The following is a 21,032-nucleotide window of genomic DNA, read 5'->3' on the forward strand; positions in this document are numbered from 1 at the left end:
GCCCTATTTCCGGATTTTACCCTTCTTTCCGGTGTTCGTATGTACCGTAATGCCGCCCGTATGGTATGTTCCGGGAGGTAGTGTGTTCAAAAAAGCCAGGAAGGACTTCCCCAATCCGAGTCTTGCCTCAATTGCCTTTACAAAATCGTCTATCGCCGCGGCCTCCTTTAACCGGTGCCGCGACGAAGATGGCTCCCAATAGGTTTTGAATGTGTAAGCTGAATAGGTCTTGTATTCAATAAGATAACTCATCCCGTCAGCGCCAAGCGGCCAACCGCGGATAGCCTGCTCATCCGGGATTGACTTAATCGAATCCTTTTTAAAGGCCTGGTATATGGCCAGCGCGTCGGCTCTGCTTATTCTTTTTACCTTAAATAGTAAATCCCTATCGCTGTTTCCACTCTGAGCGGCAACTTCTCGGGTAAAGAAATATTGACGTCCGGAAATAGTTTTGAAATTAATCGACTTAATTTCCACTGACCAGTTTTCGCAAGAAATCCGGAGCAGGAAAGCGTAATTTGAAGCGAGCGGGTCAATCATCTTCATTCTGGCGATCCGTTCGCGCTGCCATTTGTAATGAAGCGTCGTATCGCCGGATTTATAAACAGGAATAGATACCGATTTTGACTGTCCAAACCCCTTGACAGCGAACAGCGACGCGATCAGAACCGGCAACCATTTCAACTTCATACCTATCTGAATGTTTTCTTAACAAATTCTAAAACATCGGTTACAAAAGCAATATCAAGGGCAAATAAACAATGTCCGGCAAAAGACAACCGATCCGATTGGAAACTGCTGCTTCTTTTGACTTGCGTTATTCCAATTGGCATAATTGTTTCTGTAAATCCAATCAATGGCAAGCCAAATCACATTTTACAGCATTGACACCAAATGATTGGACAACAATACATTACACCTCAAACGATCGTAGTCGCCGGGGCAACTGGGCATTTGGGAAAATTGATCATCAAGGAACTCCTCGCGCGGCATGCACACGTGAAGGCACTCGTACGCAGGGACACGCCCCTCTCCAAAACGGCTTCGCTGGAAAAAGCGGGAGCGGTTGTGATCCCGGTCGACTATCAGAATTCCGTTATGCTTACCGAAGCGCTCCGGGACGCACAATGCATCGTTTCGGCATTGTCGGGCCTGCGGGAGGTGATTGTCGAAATGCAATCCGATTTGCTGAGAGCCGCTCTGGATGCAGGGGTGCCGCGGTTCATTCCGTCTGACTATTGTATTGATTATATGAAACTGCCCGACGGCTCCAACCGAAACCTGGACCTACGCCGCGAATTCGCATCGGTCCTCGACCACACGCCGATCCACGCGACGTCGATTCTCAACGGCATGTTTACCGACCTGCTTAAAGACCAGGCGCCATTAATCCTTCCCAAACTGAACCGCGTGATTTACTGGGGCAATGCCGATCAGCCGATGGATTTTACCACCATGGCCAATACAGCCGCATTCACCGCCGCTGCCGCGCTGGACTCGCAAGCACCGCGTTTTCTGCACATTGCGGGTGAGGTGGCTACCATACGGGATTTGCAACGGGCGGCAGGTCAAGCCTTCGGGAAGGAATTCAAGTTATGGAGAATCGGCGGATTGGGATTTCTCTCGACAATGATTCGCATTATGCGCACGATCGCCCCCGGCCGCGACGAGGTATTCCCGCCCTGGCAGGGTATGCAGTATTTGCACAACATGCTCAGCGGGTTACCCAAACTTGAACCGCTGGATAATGCACGCTATCCGGAAATTAAATGGACAAAGATCCGGGAGGTATTAGGCTAATCAGTTTCCTTCCAAAAACTCCTTTACGAGCATTGCGGTAATTTCGGGCTGCCTGCTACCGGCTTTGACGGTACAGATTTCACCCAGCAATGCGCCATGTACACCGGGTAGGATCACCAGTTCGGCCTTCGGAATCAGTTTGGAAATTTCGACGATGTGTTCAGTCCTGATCACGTCCTTGTCGCCCATCATGATCAGCGCGGGCGCCTGTATGCGCGTGAGGTCGCTTTGGGGCCAGTCGGCGAAAGTGCGGCGGCGCTCGCGGTCCTTGTTGAACATCGTTTGCAGGCCTTTCGGGTCGGGATTTACTTTGAGATAATACTCTTTCAAAGGCGCGGGCATATTATCGAGCGAGGCATTATCCATCATTTCAAAAAAGCCGTCGATCATCCCGGCGCGGGTATAATTGGAAGCGACTACGATGATCTTGTTGATCAGTTCGGGATGGTGGCCGGCCAGTTGCATGGTCGTGCAGCCACCATCGCTAAAACCCAGCACATTGGCCTTTTCCACTTTCAAATACCGGAGCAATGCGGCCACATCATCGGCATCCTGTTGAAAAGACTCCGGCGCATCGCGGTCGCTTGTGCGGCCGTGAGCCTGCAATTCGACGGCAATGATCTTGCTGAATGCCGCGAGTTCAGGCAGGATATTGCTGAACGACGTTTCGATCGTAGAGCCGCCGCCGTGAATGAGTACCAGCGGAATACCATCGTTCCCGTAAACCTCATAATACATTTTCAACCCGTTCACGGGTGCATAACCGCTTGTTTTCGACTGTTCCATATGAGTTTGTTGTGCTTGAACCGATAAATTCAACATCGCGCCCAGCAATGCAAAGACCAGCGCCTTCATGACTGCCGGACGGCTTTCCTGGCTTCCAGATATGCCGACATTTTCCCGACATTCTGTTTCAAACCTTCGGCCGCATTGTTCGATTTTACGATCCGGATCATCTGTTCCGCCGATTCGAAAAGCATGTGCCAGCGTAGAAAGGTCTCGTCGCCCTGTGCTTCAAACTCGACCGTGGTCAGGAAGTTGGGTGCAAAGTGTTGATATACAATTTTCTTGAAGGGTATTACTTCCTTGAATATACTCCTGTTCTGGTAATCTTTTCCGTCGGGGCCGTGCATAACGAGCTCCCACGCGCCGCCGGGCACGACGTCCATCGTCGTGATCGTGTTGGTGAAGCCGTCGGGCCCCCACCATTTGGCAATATGCTCCGGCTGGGTCCACACTTCCCACACCAGCTCCACAGGCGCATTCAGCTTTCGGGTAATGATCAGTTCGCGGTCGTGCGTGCTGCTTTTTTCATTTTCCATACCGTTCTTTTTTTAGTTGTTCCAAATAGGTTTCCAATGAGTCCAGTTTCGCCTCCCAATGCTTTTTGTATTGTTCCACCCACGTCGACACCTCGCTCAGGCTGTCGAGCCGGGCTTCGCAAATGTGGTCCCTGCCCTCTTTCCGGATAAAAATCAGCCCGCAATCGGTCAGTATTTTGACGTGTAGGGAAATCGCCTGACGCGTCATATCGAACTGCTCCGCGATCGCATTCACATTCTGGGGCTGCCCGGCCAGCATTCCGATGATCGCCCGGCGGGTCGGGTCTGCAATGGCCTGATATACATCTCTTCGCGCTTTCATAACATGCAAGTGTTTACTTGCAAATATATATGCAAGTATTTACTTGCGCAATATTTATTTGTTAATTTTGAAGTCTCAGAAAAGAATTTCAATTTGTCGCGACCGCCCCCCGTGAATGTCCTTTTTAGGGAGCATGATTGACCGCGCAAGACTATACTTTTGCATTCGTCAACAATCTAAAATCAAGTCCAATCACCTTTTAAAATCTTTTAGCTATGCCTAAAATTAATCCTTACCTCAACTTCGACGGCGACGCCCAGCAGGCTTTCGATTTCTACAAATCCGTTTTCGGTGGAGAATTCACAGCCGTGCACAAAATGGACGGTGCCCCCGGAACCGAAAATTTGCCCGAAAATGAAAAGAACCGGCTCATGCACATCTCTTTGCAGGTGGGCGAAGAGCTACTGATGGCCTCGGACATTATGCCTTCCATGGGCCAGACGCTTTCAGTGGGCAACAACAATTATATTTCCATTTTCACCGACAGCCGCGAGCAAGCCGACGAGTATTTCAATGGCCTTTCCGCAGGCGGTAAAATCGAAATGCCGATGGAAGACCAGTTCTGGGGCGACTATTTCGGTGCTTTCCGCGATAAGTACGGTGTAAACTGGATGATCAACTTCCCTGCGCAGCAAGGCGCATAATGTACAGTTGTAATGCTGAAAGGCCGGTTCCCGAAGATGCGGACCGGCCTTTTTTGCATTAAACAAATACGTACGCCTTAACAGCTATTCCTTGTGCTGTGCGAACATCCATTCCATAATATGCTCTTGCCCTACCTTGTCCCAGATCCCATGCCCGGCGAACTCGTATTCGGTATATTTTGGATGGCCGCCAGCCTTACGGATCGCAGCGATCATATCGCGTGAATGCGACACGGGCGCCAGCTTGTCGCGCGCGCCGTGGAAGGCCCAGATCGGCACATTAACGAGCTTGGGGCCGTACTTCGGATCGCCCCCGCCGCAAATGGGGATCGCCGCGGCGAAAAGTTCAGGGTGCATGCTGATGAAGTGCCACGAGCCATACCCACCGCCGGAAATACCCATGACATATATACGTTTCCGATCGATCGGCAGCTTCCCCAGTAACTGCCGGATCGTCCTGAAAACGAGCGAATCCACACTGGCGTTGCCATATGCGCCGCTGAAACCCAGCCCTTTCGGGCTTTGCGGCATAAATAGGAATGCCGGATATTTGGTCCTGGTGGGCAGTTCCATGAGAAAAGGCGCGGGATCTGCCGATAGCTGCTGCATATTATCCTTCCCGTGCGCGCCCCCATGATGCAGGCACACGATGAGCGGGTATTGTTTGGTCGAGTCGTAGTCGAGCGGTTTCAGCAACCGGTAGTTCAGCGAATCACCGCTTTTATCTACAAAATGATACGCATTCACGGCATTCGAACGGCGCAAGTCGGTAGCCGAGGGTTTGAATGGCATGTTATACCTGATCGCTTCCACCGAAAAGTTGAATCCCAAAAACAGCAATCCAAGAAATGCGGCCAGTTTTATCAATGCGGGCATGGTTTGGGCCGGTGCATTGTCGGTGACCGCCAACCGCTTTTCTTCCAGACGAAAATGGATAATAAGGCAAATCTGCTCGCTCAATGCCAAAAGCGAAACCCACCTGCTGGTCTTGTCGATCAACAGTTTCGTGCTGCCTTCGCCTGTCTGAAAATAGAGCCAGAATATAAGCGCCAATAAAAGTGTGATGCATACCGTCAGGATACCGCAGAGCCGCAGCCATCGTTTCTCCCTGGCTTTTGTAAATACCAGGCTTAGCCCCCAAAGCACGCCCGTACCGAATATCACAGATGCCACGGCATGGTAATGCTGCTGATAGAATACCCGCAATTCGCGGTCCAGGATCAGCGTATACTGACAAAACACGGCCACGCACGAAACCACGCACGCGATCGCCGCCAAATTGTAGCCATTGTGCCAAAAGTATCGGATCAACGCCACATTGGTAACGGCCAGCACTCCGAGGACGAGCCAAATCCACGAATTAAACGATCCCAGGCCCGCCATTTGCGAGCCGATCATCACCAATGCTACCGACTGAATCAGCGATATAATGCACAGGATCGACAAAAAGAAGATCGTGAAGGAATAAAACTCCTTGCTGAGTGGCTTGGCTGTCATGAGAGAAAGCGATTTGTGAAGGATTAACTATAACTATTCCAATAAAGAAAAGTTCCTTCACGTATTCACTTCCTGTTACACAACCGGTTACTTCAAAGTTTGGATGGATAGACTAACCTGAAATTACCTGCTAATCACTTGCCTGCCAGCTTCTTCGCCTGCGCTTCCAGGATCAGTTGCAGGTCCGCACTTGCGTCGGTCACATGCGCGTAGGAGCCCATACCCAGTTCGCTCAGCTTTTTGAGTTTCTGGCCGGTATGCTCATTGCGCCCGAAAGTGAAAACGCTGAGATAAACGTCCTGTCGGGCATTCTGGCGAATCATATCTACGACCTCGTCGCTGACGGGAAATTCGCCGTCGGTAGCGAGTACGATGCGGTTATTGCCGGCACGGATGTATTGTTTGTTGGCTGTTTTGTAAGCCAGTTTAATGCCTTCGTTACCATCGGTATCGCCATCGGATTGCAACAGGTCGATCATCCTTGCAATTTCTGCGGCTTTGGCACCCGAAGTGGGTTTAAGCACCACCCGCGCCTTGCCCGAATAGAGCACGATCGAAATCATATCCTCGGGCCGCACGAGCGTCAGCAGCGATTTAATAGAGCGTTTCAGCAACGGCAATTTGTAAGGCGAGTTCATCGACGACGATACGTCCAGCAGCAGCACCATATTGTTCGGGGCAAAACCATCGAGCGAACGTGTAACATTTTGCAATTGCGCATTCCGGTCGACATACACCGTATCCACGCGTACGCGCTCTACGTACACGGTATCGCGCTTCGCCTGCGCTGCGGGCGCGGGTGCACTCTCGTTCGTGAGCGGGCGCGTATCCCTGCGAGCGGGAGGTTGTTGTGCCGCAGGCACTTCGGCACTGTTCGTTTTAACTTGTGCGATGTCCTCAACCCGCTTTTCTCCCGGCTTTTCAACGGGTTTCTCATTCACCGGCTCGGCATTTTTTGCGGGCGGAGTCACGGATTTTTGTGGCTGAATACGCCTGAATGCGAAGACATCGGGTTGATTGATCGTTTTCAAAAGCCCGGCTTTCGACAGTTCTATGAAGTTGTTGTACTGGTAAACCAGCTCGTTGTTATAGAAATAGTAAAACGACTCATACGGATGTGCCGCAAAACCCGAAGTCTCCGGTTTGTATTGCTGCACTTTTTCCGCAAATCGGCCTGCATTCGCTCCAAGGTCCTCGTAAGGCGTGTACGGACAAAGCCCGTTGCTTCGGCCGTAGCGTTGGAGGCCCTTCATGTTCTTATATTCATCGGCGATCAACTGGCGGCTGTCGGCTTCCAGCATGGCTGTTTCGGGCATTTTCGATGCTTCGCCTTTGAGATAATCGCGCATGCCGAACATCGCGTTGTGGCTGTTGTCCATGGTTTTCAGCATGGCGCTACCCGCGATGTACCACGAGCTGGTCGGCGTTGCGTTCGGATAGCTTTCGTGAATGCGGCGGATATCGTTGTAGAGTTGCTCTTTCTTTTTATCCAGTATATCAAAAAGGACGAGGTAGCGGTCGAGAATGGCGTCGGAGCGTTTCAGCTGGTCTTGCAGGTATTGTTTTTCGGAAGTGTAGCGGATCAGTTCGATACTCAGGCCGTCCATTTCCTGTAAAATATTCATCAAAACCTCGGCCTGGCCGGTTACCGACTTGCGATATGGCTCGGGAATGGCGGTGCTGGCACTCAGAAGCAATGCGTATTCCGAAGAAGGAAGTTTAAACTCCTCGTGCGAATAAGTAAGGTTAGCGCGTTTTTGAGCCTTCGCCGGGTCGCGGTAGTATTCTGCCGAGCCCTGGTAGTTGCGCATGATCATTTGCAGCAAATGCATTTGCCGCAACGACTGGTTGATCCAGTCGACATATTGATTGCATGTTTTAATCAATGTGGCATTGGCAGGCACAGTTGCTTTTTTCACATTCAGCGGCTGAAAAGATTTGTCCTGAAAAGGCGGAGTACCTTTGCCCGCGGCGGCAACGTCTCCCGAACCTTCCGACTTCATGACCGGACTGAAAAAAGGATAAGCCAGCAACAAATGCCCTGGCTTGCTGTACCCGACAAATGCCTTGTAAAATTCCAGCATATCATGGTTAAACTGCTCTACCAGGGACAAATACACCGCATTACCATGCTGCGCCGATTGCTGCGCGGCAAAATTATGGTCATCCAGCGCGCGCCGTTTGATATCCTGCATCGAAGCCAGCGCCGATTTAAATGTACCCACCATATCCGATGCCGGATATTCTAACTGCGATGCTGTATTTCCAATGGTTGCCAACGCCTTCTCATCGTCGAGCATGCTCTGGCGTACCAGTGCTACGGGCCATTCGGCTTTGTTTTCTTCGTTCAGGTAATAAGGCAATGCTTCCAATAATCGTTGCTGGGCGGCGACGATCTCTCCCATCGCCTTTTCCGTTACGATGTAGGGATCGGTTGACGGGCGGTTCTGGACACCGGCGTAAACCTGCTGTATTTGCGTGTACAATGCATTTTTGTCATGAGCATAGCGTTCGAAAAGTGACTGCATTTCCGCGACCAGCCCATCCGACTTTTTCAGATTGTCGCGTTCGTAATCCTTCAATCGCACGTAGGTTTCCAGCGCTTTGCAAGTTTCGTCGAGCTTGTTAAGCACTTTCCAGACATTTTCCAGGCCCGCATTCAACTGCTTCCGCTTACCGGCTTCTACACCCAGACCATGCAATGCCTTTTGATAATAATATGCTTCCAAAGGCCCCGACGACGGTAAACGCAATCCGTAATCCGGTTTTTTACGGTAGCGGCTCACGTCGTCCTGGTAATCGCGAAGCATTTTAAACCGCCGGATCACCAGTTCCGACGACTGGCTCAAAAATTCAATATAATGGTTCAGCGATGTCTGCGGCGCTTCCTGCTGCGCGGCAACCGGGCTGATAATGAATGCAAAAAAGATAATCAGGATGGAGAATCGCCTCATACGTAAACTACTGGAAGTATGTGTGTTATCGAATGCACGAAGGTCGGGATTTTTACCCGGAAATCGGCGGCGCACATACTTCCGTAAAATAAGTCACACGTACAAGCGTTCGCTATTTGCCTTGAACGAAGGTCATTTCGTTGCGCATGTAGGGATATTTACCACTTCCGCCAAGCGCAATTTCCTTGCTGACCAAATGCAAACGTCCGCCTTTGATACTAAGCTGAAATTTCATCGCTCCATCCGTTTCGAGCGCATCGGTATCGGCGATATCCTTGAAATTATCGCTGTAAAGAAACAATCCGGCAGAACCTATTTCCTTCCCGGTTTGAGATTTCACATCCAGTTTCCAGGTACCTTTCGCTGCCGGAAAATTGCCCGTCAGGTCGTAACTGATGAATGTGTTGTCGGGTTTGAATTCGTAAGCAAATACGCCTGGCTTGATCGTCGCCGTTTGCACCCAGTCGCCATCCTTGCTTTTTTTGGTCAAAGAAGCCCCTTCCAAAAGCTTCCAGTAACCCGTCAAGGTGCCGTTATCGACTTCCACGGCATCGACCTCTTTCTCACTGCACCCCGCGCTCACATTCGGCAAGCCGCAAAATATCATTACCACATAAAAAACCAGCTTTTTCATAGCGATTCGCATTTAGACATTTGAAATACACCGGGCATTTACCCGACTGATTCAAAGCTAAATGTGCGAACGGCCGGCTTCAACCAGCAATCGACAAGCGACGTTTTAAATAGACAAGTGAGGCGTTTGCTGCCCGCCGGATTGGAGATAACTGGTCAGTTCCGAAATATCGATTTTCAGCATCCGGCTTTTGAAGAGATCGGCTTTGTATTTGAAAATGAAGTTGCGGAGCGACATGCCCGTCTGGTTGAGCACACAAAGATTAGCGACATCTTCCGAGATATTGAAGCGCATCAGCAGTTCGGGCACGCGAATGCTCTTATTCTGATGCAATTCCTGCCGGAGGTAATCGATAATGGCCCCGGCGAGTCGTTGCCGCGACGTGGCTTCCTCTACTTTTTTGCTCTCAAAATTATTCCGCGCCAAAATGGTGACGATCAGGTCGATACTGCCACGGATCAGCTTGTTATGCGAAGTCGGCTGCTGGGTTACTTCGAAAAGGATCTGGTTGATCAGGTAGGTAATTGTTTGAGCGTCGCGCTCGTTTTGCAGCGGTTTGCCCTGGGTAAGGCGTACGGAGTCGCAGAGGTGCTCGGCTTGTTTATAAATGTCGGCAAAATCGGGGCTGAACTCCTTTTTCTGCAAAAAATCGTCGGAAAGCCAGGTATCGAATGCGATAAGGAAGATCTCTGCGCTGCTGTCTTCCTGGAAAATCGGGTGCTGGCCGGGGCGGAGCAAAATGACGCCCTGCTCGGCGTAGTCGCACAATTTTCCGTCCAGACTGAAATGGCCCTCCCCGCTGCGGATAAATAGGATGCGATAATGCGGGGTCAGATCATTGTGTGTTTCCCAAACGCGGGTTTTACTTTGAAGCACATGGTACTTCTTGTGGGCATTAAATTGAATCACTGACATAACACGAACCTCCTGCTGTTTGGCCCTAATTTGGGCAAGCTGCCCCTGGAATGAAAATACAAATCGCGGAACGCCCGTTTTCGGGGGCTGAAAGGGCAATTTTAAATGCAGAAGTCAACGAGAGGTTATTTACCCAGCCAGTTTTTAAACTCCGTCATACGCTCGGAGCTTACATAAATTTCCTGCGGGGGCGCCGGGTTCAGGTCAATTTTCAGCTTTCCGGCCGACATCGCGTGCATTTCGCGGATCGCGTGGAGGGATAGCAGCATGGTGCGGTTAATGCGGAAAAATTCGGCCGGATCGAGCATTTGCGTCAGCTTTTCGAGGCTGTACTCTACTGCGAAATGACGGCCATCGTACAGCCTCAGGAATGTAGCACGCTCCTCAATCGTGAAATAGGCGATTTCAGAAGTTTTGAATGTAAATATCCGCGAACCGGCAGTTACCAGGAACCGGTCCTTGTATTTTTCGGGCTCCTCCGCCTGCGACCCGCCATTTGTTCTGATTTTCCGGAATTTGTTCAGCGAAGCCTGCAATTCGAGCGGGTTAATGGGTTTGAGTAAATAATCGATGCTGTGCACCTTGAATGCGCGAAGCAGGTAATCGTCGAATGCAGTTGTGAAAATGACCGGAATCATGAGCCCCTGGCTTTCGATGATCTTGAAACCGTTGTCGTCTTCGAGGTGAATATCGAGAAAAATGAGATCGGGTTCCGTATTGTCCTTGTTTTGCAAGTAAGCAATGGTTTCAAAAACCGATGGAATAATGCCGAGCACGCGAATGGTAGGGTCAATATTGCGGATCAGGTTTTGCAAACGTTCCGCACTCAGCTCCTCGTCCTCGACAATCAGTACATTCATGATAGCAATGGTATTTTCACTGTAAAATGGGTGGCGGACTGGTCGATCACCACATCCTTATCCTGCAACAGCTTATAACGGCTGACAATGTTTTTTAAACCAAGACGCGTCGTAGGCTGGTCTTGTTGCCTTAACTGCAAAGGATTGCTGACCACCAGCATATCATCTATAATTTTAATACTGATTACCAATGGATTAACCAATGACATCGTATTATGTTTCACTGCATTTTCTACCAATAATTGTAATGTCAACGGAATAATGGAATACCGCTCCTCGTCCGCAGGCGAAAGCGCCGAGTCGAGCACCACCTTCTCTTTGAAGCGCGTCCGCAACAGGTACATATAGGTATCCAGAAACTTCATTTCCTCCTTCAAACTGATCTTGTCCAGCTCCGATTGTTCCAGAATATAGCGGTACGCCGAGGACAGCTCCTGTATAAACTCCCCCGACTGCTCCGGCCGCGACTCCACCAGCGACGACAGCACACTGAGGTTATTGAATAGAAAATGCGGGCTTACCTGATTTTTCAATGCCAGAAATCGGGCATGCATATTTTCCTTTTCCAGACGCTCGGAATTGACAAGCAGCTTTTTCATCTTTTCCTGCACCTGGTTGCTCACGCAGAGGTAATAGGCGGCAATGAGTGCGAGGATCGTAAGTGCCTGCCCTGCGCGCCAGCGCGTATGCATGAGGTCGCGTGTGCGGAGATCGGCGAGCGTAGGCCTTGGATACGGGTTCCACCACTGGCTCATCAGCCCCCAGGTGCGCGCGAGGATCATATTGAACAGGACGGCCAGCAGCACGGCCGGTATCAACGTAATAAGCTGATCGCGGATACTGAATGCGGGCGATTTATCGGTACCGGTAAGTGAGGCCTGTTTTCGCAGGAATCCGTCCATCAGGTAAATCCAGGCCGTATAAAAAACAGTGCTGATAACGACTTCCAATGCGAATAGCGGCAGGTTGCGTGGTATCGTGTACCAGTATTGCTGAGGGACGTTGATGTACGTTCGGAGCGGAATGTAAACCAGTGCAAGGGCAAAACCCAGCAGCCATTTTTGCCCGAAAAGATAAGGCCGCATATTTAAGAGATCAGTTAGGATGCCCAAAAATAAGGTAATTTCATGAAAATTTATCAGTATTTTGCAGGACCCAAATCAATCGAAAACACTTAAATCTGCCCCTATGACCCGTTTTTTCGTTACCGCAGTCGCCGCGCTGCTTTCCCTGAACACCTATTCGCAAGCGCTTAATACCCTCACCGCGACCGAGAAGAAAGAAGGTTGGAAATTGTTGTTCGACGGCAAAGACCTGAAAGGCTGGCATGCCTACAATGGCAAGACGCCCGGTTCTGCGTGGCTGATCGAGGACGGCGCTGTTAAGCTGAATGTCCCGGAAAGGGCTGGTAACAAAGCCAAAAACGGCGGCGACATCGTGATCGACGAGCTCGTGAATGGTGATTTCGAGTTCAAAGCCGAATGGAAAGTGAGCAAATATGCCAACAGCGGCATTTTCTTTTTTGTACAGGAATCTCCGACCAACAAAAACATGCACGATACCGGACTGGAATTGCAGGTGATCGACGATAAAATCTATGAAGGGGCCAAAGAAAATACACACCGCGCGAGCGACTTTTTCGGCGTCGCGAATGCCCGCCTGCGCGAAGGCAACCCGCAGGGAGAATGGAACAAGATCCATTTTATTGTCAAAAAAGGCAAACTGACCGTGTACCAGAACGAGTTCATTGTGCAGGAACACGACCTGAACGGCGCCGACTGGAAACAACGCATCGCCAACAGCGGGTTGAAAGCCGCACCAATCGCCAAAGGCAATTATAAAGGCCGCATCGGTTTGCAGGATTGGGGCAGCACGGTCTGGTACCGCAATATCAAATTAAGAAAGCTGTAAGAATAGGGCCATGTCGCATTGTCCCCCTTTGATTGTCCTGTTAGCACCCACAGGCATAGTCCTGAGCCGGTTACCTTTGTGAAGTTACACTGATACAACCACCTTAACTTACAAAACACAATGGAAAAGGCCGTATTGCACCCTTACCTGATGTTCGAAGGCGATTGCGCCGAAGCGATGGAATTTTACAAAGGCATTTTCGGCGGCGAGCTGAACTCGATGACTTTCGGGCAAGTCGATGACAGCTGTCCGGCAGCCCAGCGCGACAAGATCATGCACGCGTCGTTAATGGGAGGTGAGGTCGATTTTATGGGTTGCGACAGCCCGCAACCAGGCCCGCTGACAGGCGACAAGATCCAGCTCTCGCTCAGCGGCTTCGACGAGGCTAACCTCCGCAAAAAATTCGAGCAGCTCAGCGAAGGCGGCACCGTTACCGTACCGATGGCGAAACAGGTATGGGGCGACATTTTCGGGGCATTCAAAGACAAGTACGGGATCGACTGGATGATCGACGTGCGGGCCCGGTAGTCATGTGTAAAGCATTTCAAAAGCCGGGGCCGCGCTCCGGCTTTTTGTGTTAATCTCCCTTCGGGAAGCGCTCCTGCAAATACCAGCGCGCGCACGAATCGCCGTCCATTCTGCGGACAAAGCTGAAATACATATCGGAAGGACATCCGTACGCACCTACAAACATGACCCCTATTTTGGGATATTTCCGCACAATGCTGTCCGGCACTACCAACTGGTTCGAAGTCGTGCTCGCGTAATAAGGCACGTACGTTTGCGCGCCCGAAGTATCCTTCAACGGTGCCAGTACCCAATCCAGGGCAATGGCGGAAGGCGTATCGGCCGTCAGCAAAAGCCCGTCGGTACCCTTATAGCAATCCGACGAAACCGCCACCTGCTCCACCGGTACGCAGTCGTCACGTTTATCAACTTTCTTTTCTGAACAGGCCAATGCGATGGCTGCCAGGGCCAGGAATTTTTTCATGGGAACAACAATATCTGAAGTATGACAAAGCATTAATTCTCCATTTTCTCCTCCCAACCACTCAATTTTAAAAACGCCTCGTAATCACGAATGCTAAGCATTTCAGCAACAGCTTTAAATAAATTTTCCATTGGCGGTTTTAACAATATTATCGGAGCTGGGTGTTGCGTTGTTCTCCAAGTATTGTTATTTTTGAAACCCTAATACTGATACCAAAAGTATCAAATAGTTACTCAAAAACGTTCCTTATGGCTCTCCCGCTCCTGAAAAACGGCATGTTTAGCAGGTTGCAAGAAGATATTCTTGCATTGCAGGGGTTTAGTACGCCCGTGGGGGCCAGGAAAGTCGATTTTGGGTTGGGGGTTATGGATGCTTCTTTTCCGAACCACACGTTTCCAACCGGGGCGGTCCATGAATTTATCAGTAATGATCCTGAAAGCGCCGCTGCTACAACCGGCTTTATGGCCGGATTGCTGGGTAGGCTGATGGGAGAGCACGGGATATGCCTGTGGATCGGCATACGCCCTATTGTGTTCGCGGCTGCGCTCAAAGCGTTTGGCGTGGAGCCGCACCGGGTGGTTTTTATTGATCTCAGCAAGGAAAAAGATGTGATCTGGGCTGTGGAGGAGGCATTGAAATGTGAATCTTTGGCGGCGGTGGTAGGAGAAGTGCGTGAAATCAGTTTTACAGAATCGCGGAGGCTTCAACTGGCCGTGGAACAGAGCCGGGTTACCGGGTTCCTGCATCGTAACAATCCTCGCGCTGTGAGTACGCTTGCGTGTGTATCACGCTGGCAGGTAACCCCTATGCCCAGTCAACTCGAAGAAGGTATGCCGGGTGTCGGCCATCCGTGCTGGCATGTGCAGCTGCAAAAAATCCGGAATGGCGAGCCGGGAGAATGGGATATGGAATGGATTTCCGGGCGGTTTGAATACCTCCGGAAAGAAACTACGGATGATACCCATGAAATTCCGGACGATACCTCGGTTTATATCGCCCAAAGAGCATAAGATTAGCAAGTGTATTTTGTTATTTAATTTTATATATAATTTTATTGTATATTTATTAAATCAACAATCAATAACTTGCCATGACCAGTTATTTAACCTTTCCTTTCACATTCGTTTTCCACGCCGCGCTCCTAAACTGCGAAAAACCGGCGTCTGATACTCGCAAAAACAAGATACCAGACACCATTGATACGATCGTTGTCGAAAGTAAAACCTGCAAAGAATTCTACGACAATATGCCCAATGCACTGGAAGGAACAAAAGTCATAATGATACCGAATGATTCCGACTACTGCGAACCTTAGCTTGACCATTTATCAATTTATCACGGCCTTTATCCGGAACGATTCGTATTGTTGTGCCCACAAGTCTTATATTAGGACACATTCGATCGCTAATCCATAATTGCCGTATGAAAGCATCATTACGCCTCTTGCTTCCCGCTTTGCTATTTGTTTTGAGCATCCAATCCTCTCATTGCCAGACGTCTCGCATAACGGCCAAAACCGATTCGCTGTTTAAAGAATGGAACAAGCCCGGAATGCCGGGCGCGGCTGTGGGCGTGGTGCACGGTGGGAAGCTGGTCTACGCCAGGGGATTCGGCGAGGCAGATGTGGAAACGGGTGCCAAAATAGGCCCTGAAACGATCTTCCATGTAGCGTCGGTGTCCAAACAATTTACGGCATACGCCATTGTACTTCTGGCCGAGCAAGGCAAACTTTCCCTCGACGACGATATCCGGAAACATATACCGGAAGTTCCCGATTTTGGTAAAACTATCACTATCAGGCACCTCCTCAACCACACCAGCGGCCTCCGCGACCAATGGAACCTGCTGGTCATGGCAGGCTGGCAGCTTGACGACGTGATCACCAAACAACATGTGATGAACCTCGTTACCCGCCAGAAAGAACTGAATTTCGAACCCGGAAGTGCTTTTGCCTACTGCAATACGGGCTATACATTGTTAGCCGAAATCGCCAGCCGCATCACGAAGCAGCCATTCGCCTACTGGATGGAGCGCAACGTGTTCAAGCCGCTGGGCATGAAAAACACACAGTTTTTTGATAATCAGGAAGGCATTGTAAAAGGACGTGCCTATTCGTTTCACCGCACACCAGGCGCTATCGGGCCGACGATGTTCAGCAAAAGTATATTGAGTTACGGTAATGTCGGCGCTACCAGTCTTTTCACGACGGTCAACGACCTCGCGCTGTGGATCAACAACTTCCGTAACCCGCAAGTGGGCAGCCCGGCGATCATGAAACAGATGCTTGAACGCGGCAGGCTTACCAAAGGCGATACCCTCCCATATGCCTCGGGACTGATTCACGGCAAATACAAGGGCCTCTCTTATTATGGCCACGATGGAGCCGACGCCGGTTTCCGTTCCTCTCTGCTTTATTTTCCAAAAGAGGATTATGGTTTCATCGTCCTCAGCAACCAGGCGGAATTCAACCCACCCAAAAAGAACCTGGAAATGGCCGATTTGTATTTATCCTCCTTTATCAAAGAGGATAAGCCTGCCGCGGCAGCGCCCAAACCAGCCGGCGCCTATGCATTCGACTCGACCCTTTTCCGCGCTTATGCCGGTTCCTATTCATTGAATGAGGCCCCCGGTTTTGTATTAAAATTCTGGCGCGACGGCAACAACTACTACACCCAGGGCACCGGCCAGCCATCGGCAGCCATGTTCCCGTCGTCCGATTCGACGTTTTTCCTCAAAGTAGTGGAAGCATCCGTCATTTTTCACAAAGGAAAAGACGGCAAAGTAAACCGCATTACCTTAAAACAAAACGGCGATCACCCGGGTACGAGAGTGGATGCGCAGGAAACTACCTCTACTGACCTGGCTCAATTTACCGGTCAATATTACAGCCCCGAACTGGAAACCATTTACACCATTATCCAAAAAGATAATGCTTTGAAAATAAAACACATACACCACGGCGAGGCCGATCTGAAAATCGTGGGTAAAGACAAGCTGAATACGCCCTGGTGGTTCGTGCAAAATATAGAAGTTGCTCGTAACCCTTCCGGCGCTGTCACCGGTATCAAAGTATCGAATGGTCGCGTGGCGAATTTGTGGTTCAAAAAACTGCCGGACGACTTTGCATCGGCCGGGAAATAATGAACCAAGGATTATTATTTACCTAGCTGTCTCTTAAAAAACTTCCACGACTCCTCGAACATATCGAAATCAGTGACAAATTCGTGCTTGCCGTTGACGACTTTCAGCAGGGTTACTTCCGGCTTGCCTTTCTTTTGGTAGGTATATTTTTCAACCGTGATATCATTGGAAGTATCGCCGTCCGGCATGATGGACTTCATCGGCTCACCCGAATAGCCATCCAGTTTTGCCCAATATTGGAATGACTGATCTGTCGACCGTACTGTACCCAATGTCACGCCCGGAGTTTTCACTTCCCCGCCATTGTACGGGTTGGTCTGGTCAGCGGTACCGTTGGTGATCATCACCGGAAGAGGCATGTTCATAGGCGCGCAATCCATATTTTCGTCGGTAGGAAGGTTGGCCACGATCGCCGAAACCGCCCGGATCTTGCCCGGCATCGTGAGCGCCAGCTTGTACGACATATGCCCGCCACCCGAAAAGCCGGTGGCAAAAACCTGCTTCTTGTTGATTTTATATTTAGAAGCAAAAAGATCTATCAGCGCTTCGAAAAATGCTTCTTCATTCAGGTTCTGCGTGTTGGCCACCGCCGTGGAAGCCTTGCGGCACTCATTCCAGTATTTTTTATACCCGCCCGGATATACCACCAACACATTATCGGATTCCGAAAGCGATTCCAGCTTTGCGCCCCTGCGGACAATCCCCATCGGCTCCCCACCCGACCCATGCATCACAAATACCAGACTAGCCCCGGGTTTCACCCTGACCGACGGGTTATAGGCATACACACGATAATGGCCTTCGATCAACAACGAATCGAGAACGTGCTGGGCATGGGCAGTGATTGTGAAAAGGAGCAGGAAAGCGGAAAGAAGATTCTTGAACATGGACGGTGAAATTGATTTTGTTCCATGCAAGTTACATAAACGATTTAAATCCTGCTTTCAAACATCCAGATATGCCCGAACGGGTCGGTTACATCACCCTGCCGATAGCCATAATCATAATCCTGGACCGGAGAGGTTATTTTTGCGCCTGCCGCGACCGCTCTTGCCATACAGGCATCTACATTGTCTACGAACAATCCGATCGTCACTGTCGATCCCTGATGACGCAAAGGACTGAACGACGCCGGATTACGCGTTTCTTCATGCAAATGGAAGACGGCCCCATGGATGGAAAGCTCCGAAACATGGATCGTGCCATCGTCATTACTGAAACGCCTAAGTTCCACAGCACCAAGGCCATTGACATAAAAATCGACATCCTTCACGCCATTCGGAATGTACAGCTGCGGAGCAAAAGTGGGAGTAACTGTTTCCATGTTGCTTGTCGGATTTTACTTCTTAATGGTAATATTAGGAACGGGTACCTTGGCTACCTCGGCGATCAGCGCCTTCCGCTCTGTTTTCAGACGGGCCAGAAATGGCTGAATGTCCTTTCCGTAAGCCCGGTTGCTGAGTGCGAACAGCAATATCCCTTTTTGCCCCGATTTCGCCGTAACCGCTTTGAAACGGTACACATCATGTTCATAAATACTCTTGGCATCGTCAGCCGCCGTCTGTCCGAGCAGGCAATCGATGATCTTCTCGCCGGTAGCGGCATTGCCGATCACTTCGTAGTTGACGTCCAGTGTCTTTTTCAATTGTTCCAATTCCCGAAGCTTGGTTTTCACCGCATCGTCGACGCTGGCTGCCGCGATCACAAAATCGATGGTAATCATCGACTTATAATTCGGAAAACCATCGCCCGCCACCAGGTATTCCTGCTTGTAAAGCGAAGCATCGGGGTGCGACGACCAATGTAGCTGGTAACTCTTCTTCTGGAAGACGATCGGCCCCGGAATGCCCATATAATTGACAGCGGGCTTGTTATTCTGCCCGAAACCCTGAATCGACGCCAGCAGCAGCGATGCCGCCACCACCGGGATTAATTGAATGATCATTTTCATGCGTGTACGGATGAATGTGCGAAATAAGAATGCAATGCCCGGCCCACTATCGGAACCGGACCGCAAACTTATCATCTCATTGTCCCAAACACAATGTGCAAAAGGCCGCAACTGCATTACAACTCCACTGAATCACAATATTTTGAGTTAACGGCCAACCCAAATGCATCAGCCCTGTACCTTGGCAAGATAAGTATCCAATTGGCCCCATGTTCCCTCGTAGCCCTGGTTCATGCTTTGGTTCAGGTCTGCGAAAGTTTTCTCCTGTTCCGGCGTCGCATTCACCGGTTCCGCGTGAAGTGTCAGCGTAGTGACGCCGTTGGCTTCGCTTAAAGTAATGCGGTTGTGTACTTCCAACGGGAAATCCATCGGAAAAGGCGACGAGGTAATATTGCCCTCGGGGTCCGTGAAGGAGCTCAGAAATTCGATAGAATCCGGCTGTTGGATTCTCTGGTAGCGAAAAAGCGCCCACATCAGCATGCCGCTGCTGTCGAGTTTGTAATGCGTCCTGCCGCCTTCACGAAAGTCAAAACTCAGGACCGTGAGTGTCGACCCTCTCGGTCCCCACCACTCCGCGAAGGCCTCCCTGGAAGCGAATGCATTGTAAACGAGTGGCCGCGGTGCTTTAAATTGGCGTACGATTTTAAGTTCTGCTTTTTGATTTACCTGGTTTTCCATGTTATTGATCGGATTGATTGTTGTTCTGAATTCGGTTTAGATAATGATCGAGAGAATCGAACTGCGTGTTCCAGAACTGCCGGTACTGATCGATCCAGGTGGACACTTCTTTCAAAGCATCCAGCTTCGCCTCACAATACCGTTCGCGTCCTTCCTGCCGCACCATCACCATTCCGCATTCCATTAAAATCTTAATGTGCTGCGAAACAGCCGGCCTGCTGATCGAAAAATTCTCTGCAATGGCATTCAGGTTCATGGATTGGTAAGCGATCAGATTGATGATCTGCCTGCGCGTAGGATCTGCAATCGCCTGAAAAACATCTCTTCTTGCTTCAACGGACATATATGTAAGTATTTGCTTACACAATATTATATGTAAGCAAATACTTACGCAAGTTTTCGAAGCAAATTTTTTCAAAACTTTTTCTAATCACTGAAAACCAAGCTATTTGAGCCGTTTTTTACCCTTTTCCAATTTCTTATATTTTCTACCATGGGAAGATTTTCGGGCATGGTACCTCCCAGCTCCTGAATAGTCTGCCGCACCTTGGTCCCTACTTCGAAATGCGTTTGATTGGCTTTCTCTTTACCGACAATGTTCTCCCGCCGTAATTTGTCGTCAGTCTGCGTAGCGCGAAAAACATTGGCAGCTAATTCCGAGCTCCCCATGTAATCGGGAAGGTTCTGGCTCTTTTTCAGCCCCTTTTTCTCGCGGATCGCCTTCGCATCGAGGCCACCGTACAATCCCATGTAACCATGATTCTGGAATATCGCATAGTCGATCGGCTCAACTACACCGGCTGTTTTAGCGGCTTCCGCCAGCAGAAGATTGTTCCTGGTTAGCTCACCTCTGAGAAAAAAGCTCTTTTCATCCTCTGTATTCAACTGGTTATACTCCTCCATTTGCCGGATTTCCTGCAAACGCGTTTGTACAGCGAAGTAAGTCTGCCCTAACGCGACTACTTCTTTCGCCGGATCGGCATTTTGGACGATTAAGTAGCACGCGTAGCGGGATAGCTTGGCGCTTTCTAATTCCCGAGTAGCACCTGAACCGATGATGACGGGGCTGACCCAAAAGCAAAAAGCCCTTTTTCTACTATGTAGAGCGAGGGCTTTTTTGTATTTTTAATTACGACATTAGAAATACATGGGCAAGATAAAAAAATCTGTTGTTTTTAAGGAATATGACCCCGGGCAATTGCTATTGTTGCCCCCTTCACTGGAAGAGCTGATCCCACAGGCACATTTGGTACGGGTTGTCAACCAGGTTGTCGACCGAATGGACATCAGCGAGCTGGTCAACCTTTACGAAGGTGGCGGCACCAGCGCCTACCATCCACGGATGCTGCTGAAAGTGTTGTTATACGCGTATTGCATGAAAATATACACGGGCAGGAAGATAGCCCGTGCGC

24 protein-coding genes are annotated in these 21,032 nt (G+C 50.0%); 7 read left to right on the forward strand and 17 right to left on the reverse strand.

All coding sequences use genetic code 11. The features are described from left to right. Positions 1-3: 3 nt before the first annotated feature. Positions 4-690 (reverse strand): hypothetical protein, encoded by a 687-nt coding sequence (locus BMW93_RS34265; RefSeq protein ID WP_090387207.1) that lies wholly within the window; start codon positions 688-690, stop codon positions 4-6. A gap of 204 nt (positions 691-894) precedes the next feature. Between BMW93_RS34265 and BMW93_RS34270 the strand changes: the two genes are divergently transcribed. Then, positions 895-1,800: an NmrA family NAD(P)-binding protein gene (locus BMW93_RS34270; RefSeq protein WP_090387209.1), complete on the forward strand. Its 906-nt coding sequence runs from the start codon at positions 895-897 to the stop codon at positions 1,798-1,800. Here the strand turns inward: BMW93_RS34270 and BMW93_RS34275 are convergent, their stop codons facing one another. The 3 genes from BMW93_RS34275 to BMW93_RS34285 form a co-directional block, all read right to left on the reverse strand. Next, positions 1,801-2,586, reverse strand: coding sequence for an alpha/beta fold hydrolase (locus tag BMW93_RS34275; RefSeq protein WP_090387254.1), 786 nt, complete (start codon positions 2,584-2,586; stop codon positions 1,801-1,803). Between the two features lie 65 nt (positions 2,587-2,651). Beyond that, positions 2,652-3,122 carry an SRPBCC domain-containing protein gene (locus BMW93_RS34280; protein WP_090387211.1) on the reverse strand — a complete coding sequence of 157 codons (471 nt, stop codon included), beginning with the start codon at positions 3,120-3,122 and terminating at the stop codon, positions 2,652-2,654. Next, on the reverse strand, positions 3,112-3,444 hold the full coding sequence (locus tag BMW93_RS34285) for a helix-turn-helix transcriptional regulator (RefSeq protein ID WP_090387213.1): 333 nt from the start codon (positions 3,442-3,444) through the stop codon (positions 3,112-3,114). The genes BMW93_RS34280 and BMW93_RS34285 overlap by 11 nt, the downstream gene beginning before the upstream one ends. 215 nt (positions 3,445-3,659) lie before the next feature. Between BMW93_RS34285 and BMW93_RS34290 the strand changes: the two genes are divergently transcribed. Continuing rightward, positions 3,660-4,088 (forward strand): VOC family protein, encoded by a 429-nt coding sequence (locus BMW93_RS34290; protein WP_090387216.1) that lies wholly within the window; start codon positions 3,660-3,662, stop codon positions 4,086-4,088. Positions 4,089-4,172: 84 nt separating this feature from the next. Here BMW93_RS34290 and BMW93_RS34295 read toward each other — a convergent pair whose 3' ends face one another. From BMW93_RS34295 to BMW93_RS34320, 6 genes are all read right to left on the reverse strand, one after another. Further along, a complete protein-coding gene (locus BMW93_RS34295; protein ID WP_143061788.1) occupies positions 4,173-5,585 on the reverse strand; it encodes a dienelactone hydrolase family protein in 1,413 nt (470 codons plus the stop codon). Between the two features lie 134 nt (positions 5,586-5,719). Then, positions 5,720-8,539, reverse strand: coding sequence for a VWA domain-containing protein (locus tag BMW93_RS34300; protein WP_090387220.1), 2,820 nt, complete (start codon positions 8,537-8,539; stop codon positions 5,720-5,722). Between the two features lie 112 nt (positions 8,540-8,651). Further along, the gene (locus BMW93_RS34305) at positions 8,652-9,173 is read right to left on the reverse strand and encodes a hypothetical protein (protein WP_090387222.1); all 522 of its coding nucleotides are present in this window, start codon (positions 9,171-9,173) and stop codon (positions 8,652-8,654) included. 105 nt (positions 9,174-9,278) lie between these two features. Next, positions 9,279-10,088, reverse strand: coding sequence for a hypothetical protein (locus BMW93_RS34310; RefSeq protein ID WP_090387256.1), 810 nt, complete (start codon positions 10,086-10,088; stop codon positions 9,279-9,281). Between the two features lie 125 nt (positions 10,089-10,213). After that, on the reverse strand, positions 10,214-10,948 hold the full coding sequence (locus tag BMW93_RS34315; protein WP_090387224.1) for a LytTR family DNA-binding domain-containing protein: 735 nt from the start codon (positions 10,946-10,948) through the stop codon (positions 10,214-10,216). Beyond that, positions 10,945-12,033 (reverse strand): sensor histidine kinase, encoded by a 1,089-nt coding sequence (locus tag BMW93_RS34320; protein ID WP_090387227.1) that lies wholly within the window; start codon positions 12,031-12,033, stop codon positions 10,945-10,947. The genes BMW93_RS34315 and BMW93_RS34320 overlap by 4 nt, the downstream gene beginning before the upstream one ends. Before the next feature lie 103 nt (positions 12,034-12,136). On the opposite strand from BMW93_RS34320, the gene BMW93_RS34325 reads away from it, so the two are divergent. Both BMW93_RS34325 and BMW93_RS34330 read left to right on the forward strand, forming a co-directional pair. Then, the gene (locus tag BMW93_RS34325) at positions 12,137-12,859 is read left to right on the forward strand and encodes a DUF1080 domain-containing protein (RefSeq protein ID WP_090387229.1); all 723 of its coding nucleotides are present in this window, start codon (positions 12,137-12,139) and stop codon (positions 12,857-12,859) included. A gap of 120 nt (positions 12,860-12,979) precedes the next feature. Beyond that, complete coding sequence (locus BMW93_RS34330; RefSeq protein WP_090387231.1) at positions 12,980-13,387, forward strand: VOC family protein; 408 nt, start codon at positions 12,980-12,982, stop codon at positions 13,385-13,387. 49 nt (positions 13,388-13,436) lie between these two features. Here the strand turns inward: BMW93_RS34330 and BMW93_RS34335 are convergent, their stop codons facing one another. Further along, positions 13,437-13,850: a hypothetical protein gene (locus tag BMW93_RS34335; protein WP_090387258.1), complete on the reverse strand. Its 414-nt coding sequence runs from the start codon at positions 13,848-13,850 to the stop codon at positions 13,437-13,439. A gap of 248 nt (positions 13,851-14,098) precedes the next feature. On the opposite strand from BMW93_RS34335, the gene BMW93_RS34340 reads away from it, so the two are divergent. Further along, positions 14,099-14,860 carry an ImuA family protein gene (locus tag BMW93_RS34340; RefSeq protein ID WP_090387233.1) on the forward strand — a complete coding sequence of 254 codons (762 nt, stop codon included), beginning with the start codon at positions 14,099-14,101 and terminating at the stop codon, positions 14,858-14,860. A gap of 412 nt (positions 14,861-15,272) precedes the next feature. Beyond that, on the forward strand, positions 15,273-16,991 hold the full coding sequence (locus BMW93_RS34350) for a serine hydrolase (RefSeq protein WP_090387237.1): 1,719 nt from the start codon (positions 15,273-15,275) through the stop codon (positions 16,989-16,991). A gap of 14 nt (positions 16,992-17,005) precedes the next feature. Here BMW93_RS34350 and BMW93_RS34355 read toward each other — a convergent pair whose 3' ends face one another. The 6 genes from BMW93_RS34355 to dinD form a co-directional block, all read right to left on the reverse strand. Next, complete coding sequence (locus tag BMW93_RS34355) at positions 17,006-17,878, reverse strand: PHB depolymerase family esterase (protein ID WP_090387240.1); 873 nt, start codon at positions 17,876-17,878, stop codon at positions 17,006-17,008. A gap of 44 nt (positions 17,879-17,922) precedes the next feature. Continuing rightward, positions 17,923-18,315, reverse strand: coding sequence for a VOC family protein (locus tag BMW93_RS34360; protein WP_090387242.1), 393 nt, complete (start codon positions 18,313-18,315; stop codon positions 17,923-17,925). Positions 18,316-18,330: 15 nt separating this feature from the next. Then, positions 18,331-18,942: a hypothetical protein gene (locus BMW93_RS34365; protein WP_229241123.1), complete on the reverse strand. Its 612-nt coding sequence runs from the start codon at positions 18,940-18,942 to the stop codon at positions 18,331-18,333. A gap of 168 nt (positions 18,943-19,110) precedes the next feature. Next, positions 19,111-19,620 carry an SRPBCC domain-containing protein gene (locus BMW93_RS34370; protein WP_090387244.1) on the reverse strand — a complete coding sequence of 170 codons (510 nt, stop codon included), beginning with the start codon at positions 19,618-19,620 and terminating at the stop codon, positions 19,111-19,113. A gap of 1 nt (position 19,621) precedes the next feature. After that, entirely contained in the window at positions 19,622-19,963 is a 342-nt protein-coding gene (locus BMW93_RS34375; RefSeq protein ID WP_090387246.1) for a helix-turn-helix transcriptional regulator, read from the reverse strand. A gap of 83 nt (positions 19,964-20,046) precedes the next feature. Then, the gene (gene dinD, locus BMW93_RS34380; protein WP_090387248.1) at positions 20,047-20,679 is read right to left on the reverse strand and encodes a DNA damage-inducible protein D; all 633 of its coding nucleotides are present in this window, start codon (positions 20,677-20,679) and stop codon (positions 20,047-20,049) included. Between the two features lie 88 nt (positions 20,680-20,767). Here dinD and BMW93_RS34385 point away from each other — a divergent pair. Continuing rightward, positions 20,768-21,032 (forward strand): transposase (locus BMW93_RS34385; RefSeq protein WP_143061789.1); only part of this gene is annotated, 265 nt, incomplete at its 3' end.

The sequence above is a fragment of the Dyadobacter sp. SG02 genome (genome assembly GCF_900109045.1).
Taxonomy (GTDB): Bacteria; Bacteroidota; Bacteroidia; order Cytophagales; family Spirosomataceae; genus Dyadobacter.

Excerpts from the sequence above, each read along its gene's own strand:
- BMW93_RS34265 (WP_090387207.1), bottom strand. The coding sequence starts at position 690 with ATGAAGTTGAAATGGTTGCCGGTTCTGATCGCGTCGCTGTTCGCTGTC.
- BMW93_RS34270 (WP_090387209.1), top strand. The coding sequence starts at position 895 with ATGATTGGACAACAATACATTACACCTCAAACGATCGTAGTCGCCGGG.
- BMW93_RS34275 (WP_090387254.1), bottom strand. The coding sequence starts at position 2,586 with ATGGAACAGTCGAAAACAAGCGGTTATGCACCCGTGAACGGGTTGAAA.
- BMW93_RS34280 (WP_090387211.1), bottom strand. The coding sequence starts at position 3,122 with ATGGAAAATGAAAAAAGCAGCACGCACGACCGCGAACTGATCATTACC.
- BMW93_RS34285 (WP_090387213.1), bottom strand. The coding sequence starts at position 3,444 with ATGAAAGCGCGAAGAGATGTATATCAGGCCATTGCAGACCCGACCCGC.
- BMW93_RS34290 (WP_090387216.1), top strand. The coding sequence starts at position 3,660 with ATGCCTAAAATTAATCCTTACCTCAACTTCGACGGCGACGCCCAGCAG.
- BMW93_RS34295 (WP_143061788.1), bottom strand. The coding sequence starts at position 5,585 with ATGACAGCCAAGCCACTCAGCAAGGAGTTTTATTCCTTCACGATCTTC.
- BMW93_RS34300 (WP_090387220.1), bottom strand. The coding sequence starts at position 8,539 with ATGAGGCGATTCTCCATCCTGATTATCTTTTTTGCATTCATTATCAGC.
- BMW93_RS34305 (WP_090387222.1), bottom strand. The coding sequence starts at position 9,173 with ATGAAAAAGCTGGTTTTTTATGTGGTAATGATATTTTGCGGCTTGCCG.
- BMW93_RS34310 (WP_090387256.1), bottom strand. The coding sequence starts at position 10,088 with ATGTCAGTGATTCAATTTAATGCCCACAAGAAGTACCATGTGCTTCAA.
- BMW93_RS34315 (WP_090387224.1), bottom strand. The coding sequence starts at position 10,948 with ATGAATGTACTGATTGTCGAGGACGAGGAGCTGAGTGCGGAACGTTTG.
- BMW93_RS34320 (WP_090387227.1), bottom strand. The coding sequence starts at position 12,033 with ATGCGGCCTTATCTTTTCGGGCAAAAATGGCTGCTGGGTTTTGCCCTT.
- BMW93_RS34325 (WP_090387229.1), top strand. The coding sequence starts at position 12,137 with ATGACCCGTTTTTTCGTTACCGCAGTCGCCGCGCTGCTTTCCCTGAAC.
- BMW93_RS34330 (WP_090387231.1), top strand. The coding sequence starts at position 12,980 with ATGGAAAAGGCCGTATTGCACCCTTACCTGATGTTCGAAGGCGATTGC.
- BMW93_RS34335 (WP_090387258.1), bottom strand. The coding sequence starts at position 13,850 with ATGAAAAAATTCCTGGCCCTGGCAGCCATCGCATTGGCCTGTTCAGAA.
- BMW93_RS34340 (WP_090387233.1), top strand. The coding sequence starts at position 14,099 with ATGGCTCTCCCGCTCCTGAAAAACGGCATGTTTAGCAGGTTGCAAGAA.
- BMW93_RS34350 (WP_090387237.1), top strand. The coding sequence starts at position 15,273 with ATGAAAGCATCATTACGCCTCTTGCTTCCCGCTTTGCTATTTGTTTTG.
- BMW93_RS34355 (WP_090387240.1), bottom strand. The coding sequence starts at position 17,878 with ATGTTCAAGAATCTTCTTTCCGCTTTCCTGCTCCTTTTCACAATCACT.
- BMW93_RS34360 (WP_090387242.1), bottom strand. The coding sequence starts at position 18,315 with ATGGAAACAGTTACTCCCACTTTTGCTCCGCAGCTGTACATTCCGAAT.
- BMW93_RS34365 (WP_229241123.1), bottom strand. The coding sequence starts at position 18,942 with ATGAAAATGATCATTCAATTAATCCCGGTGGTGGCGGCATCGCTGCTG.
- BMW93_RS34370 (WP_090387244.1), bottom strand. The coding sequence starts at position 19,620 with ATGGAAAACCAGGTAAATCAAAAAGCAGAACTTAAAATCGTACGCCAA.
- BMW93_RS34375 (WP_090387246.1), bottom strand. The coding sequence starts at position 19,963 with ATGTCCGTTGAAGCAAGAAGAGATGTTTTTCAGGCGATTGCAGATCCT.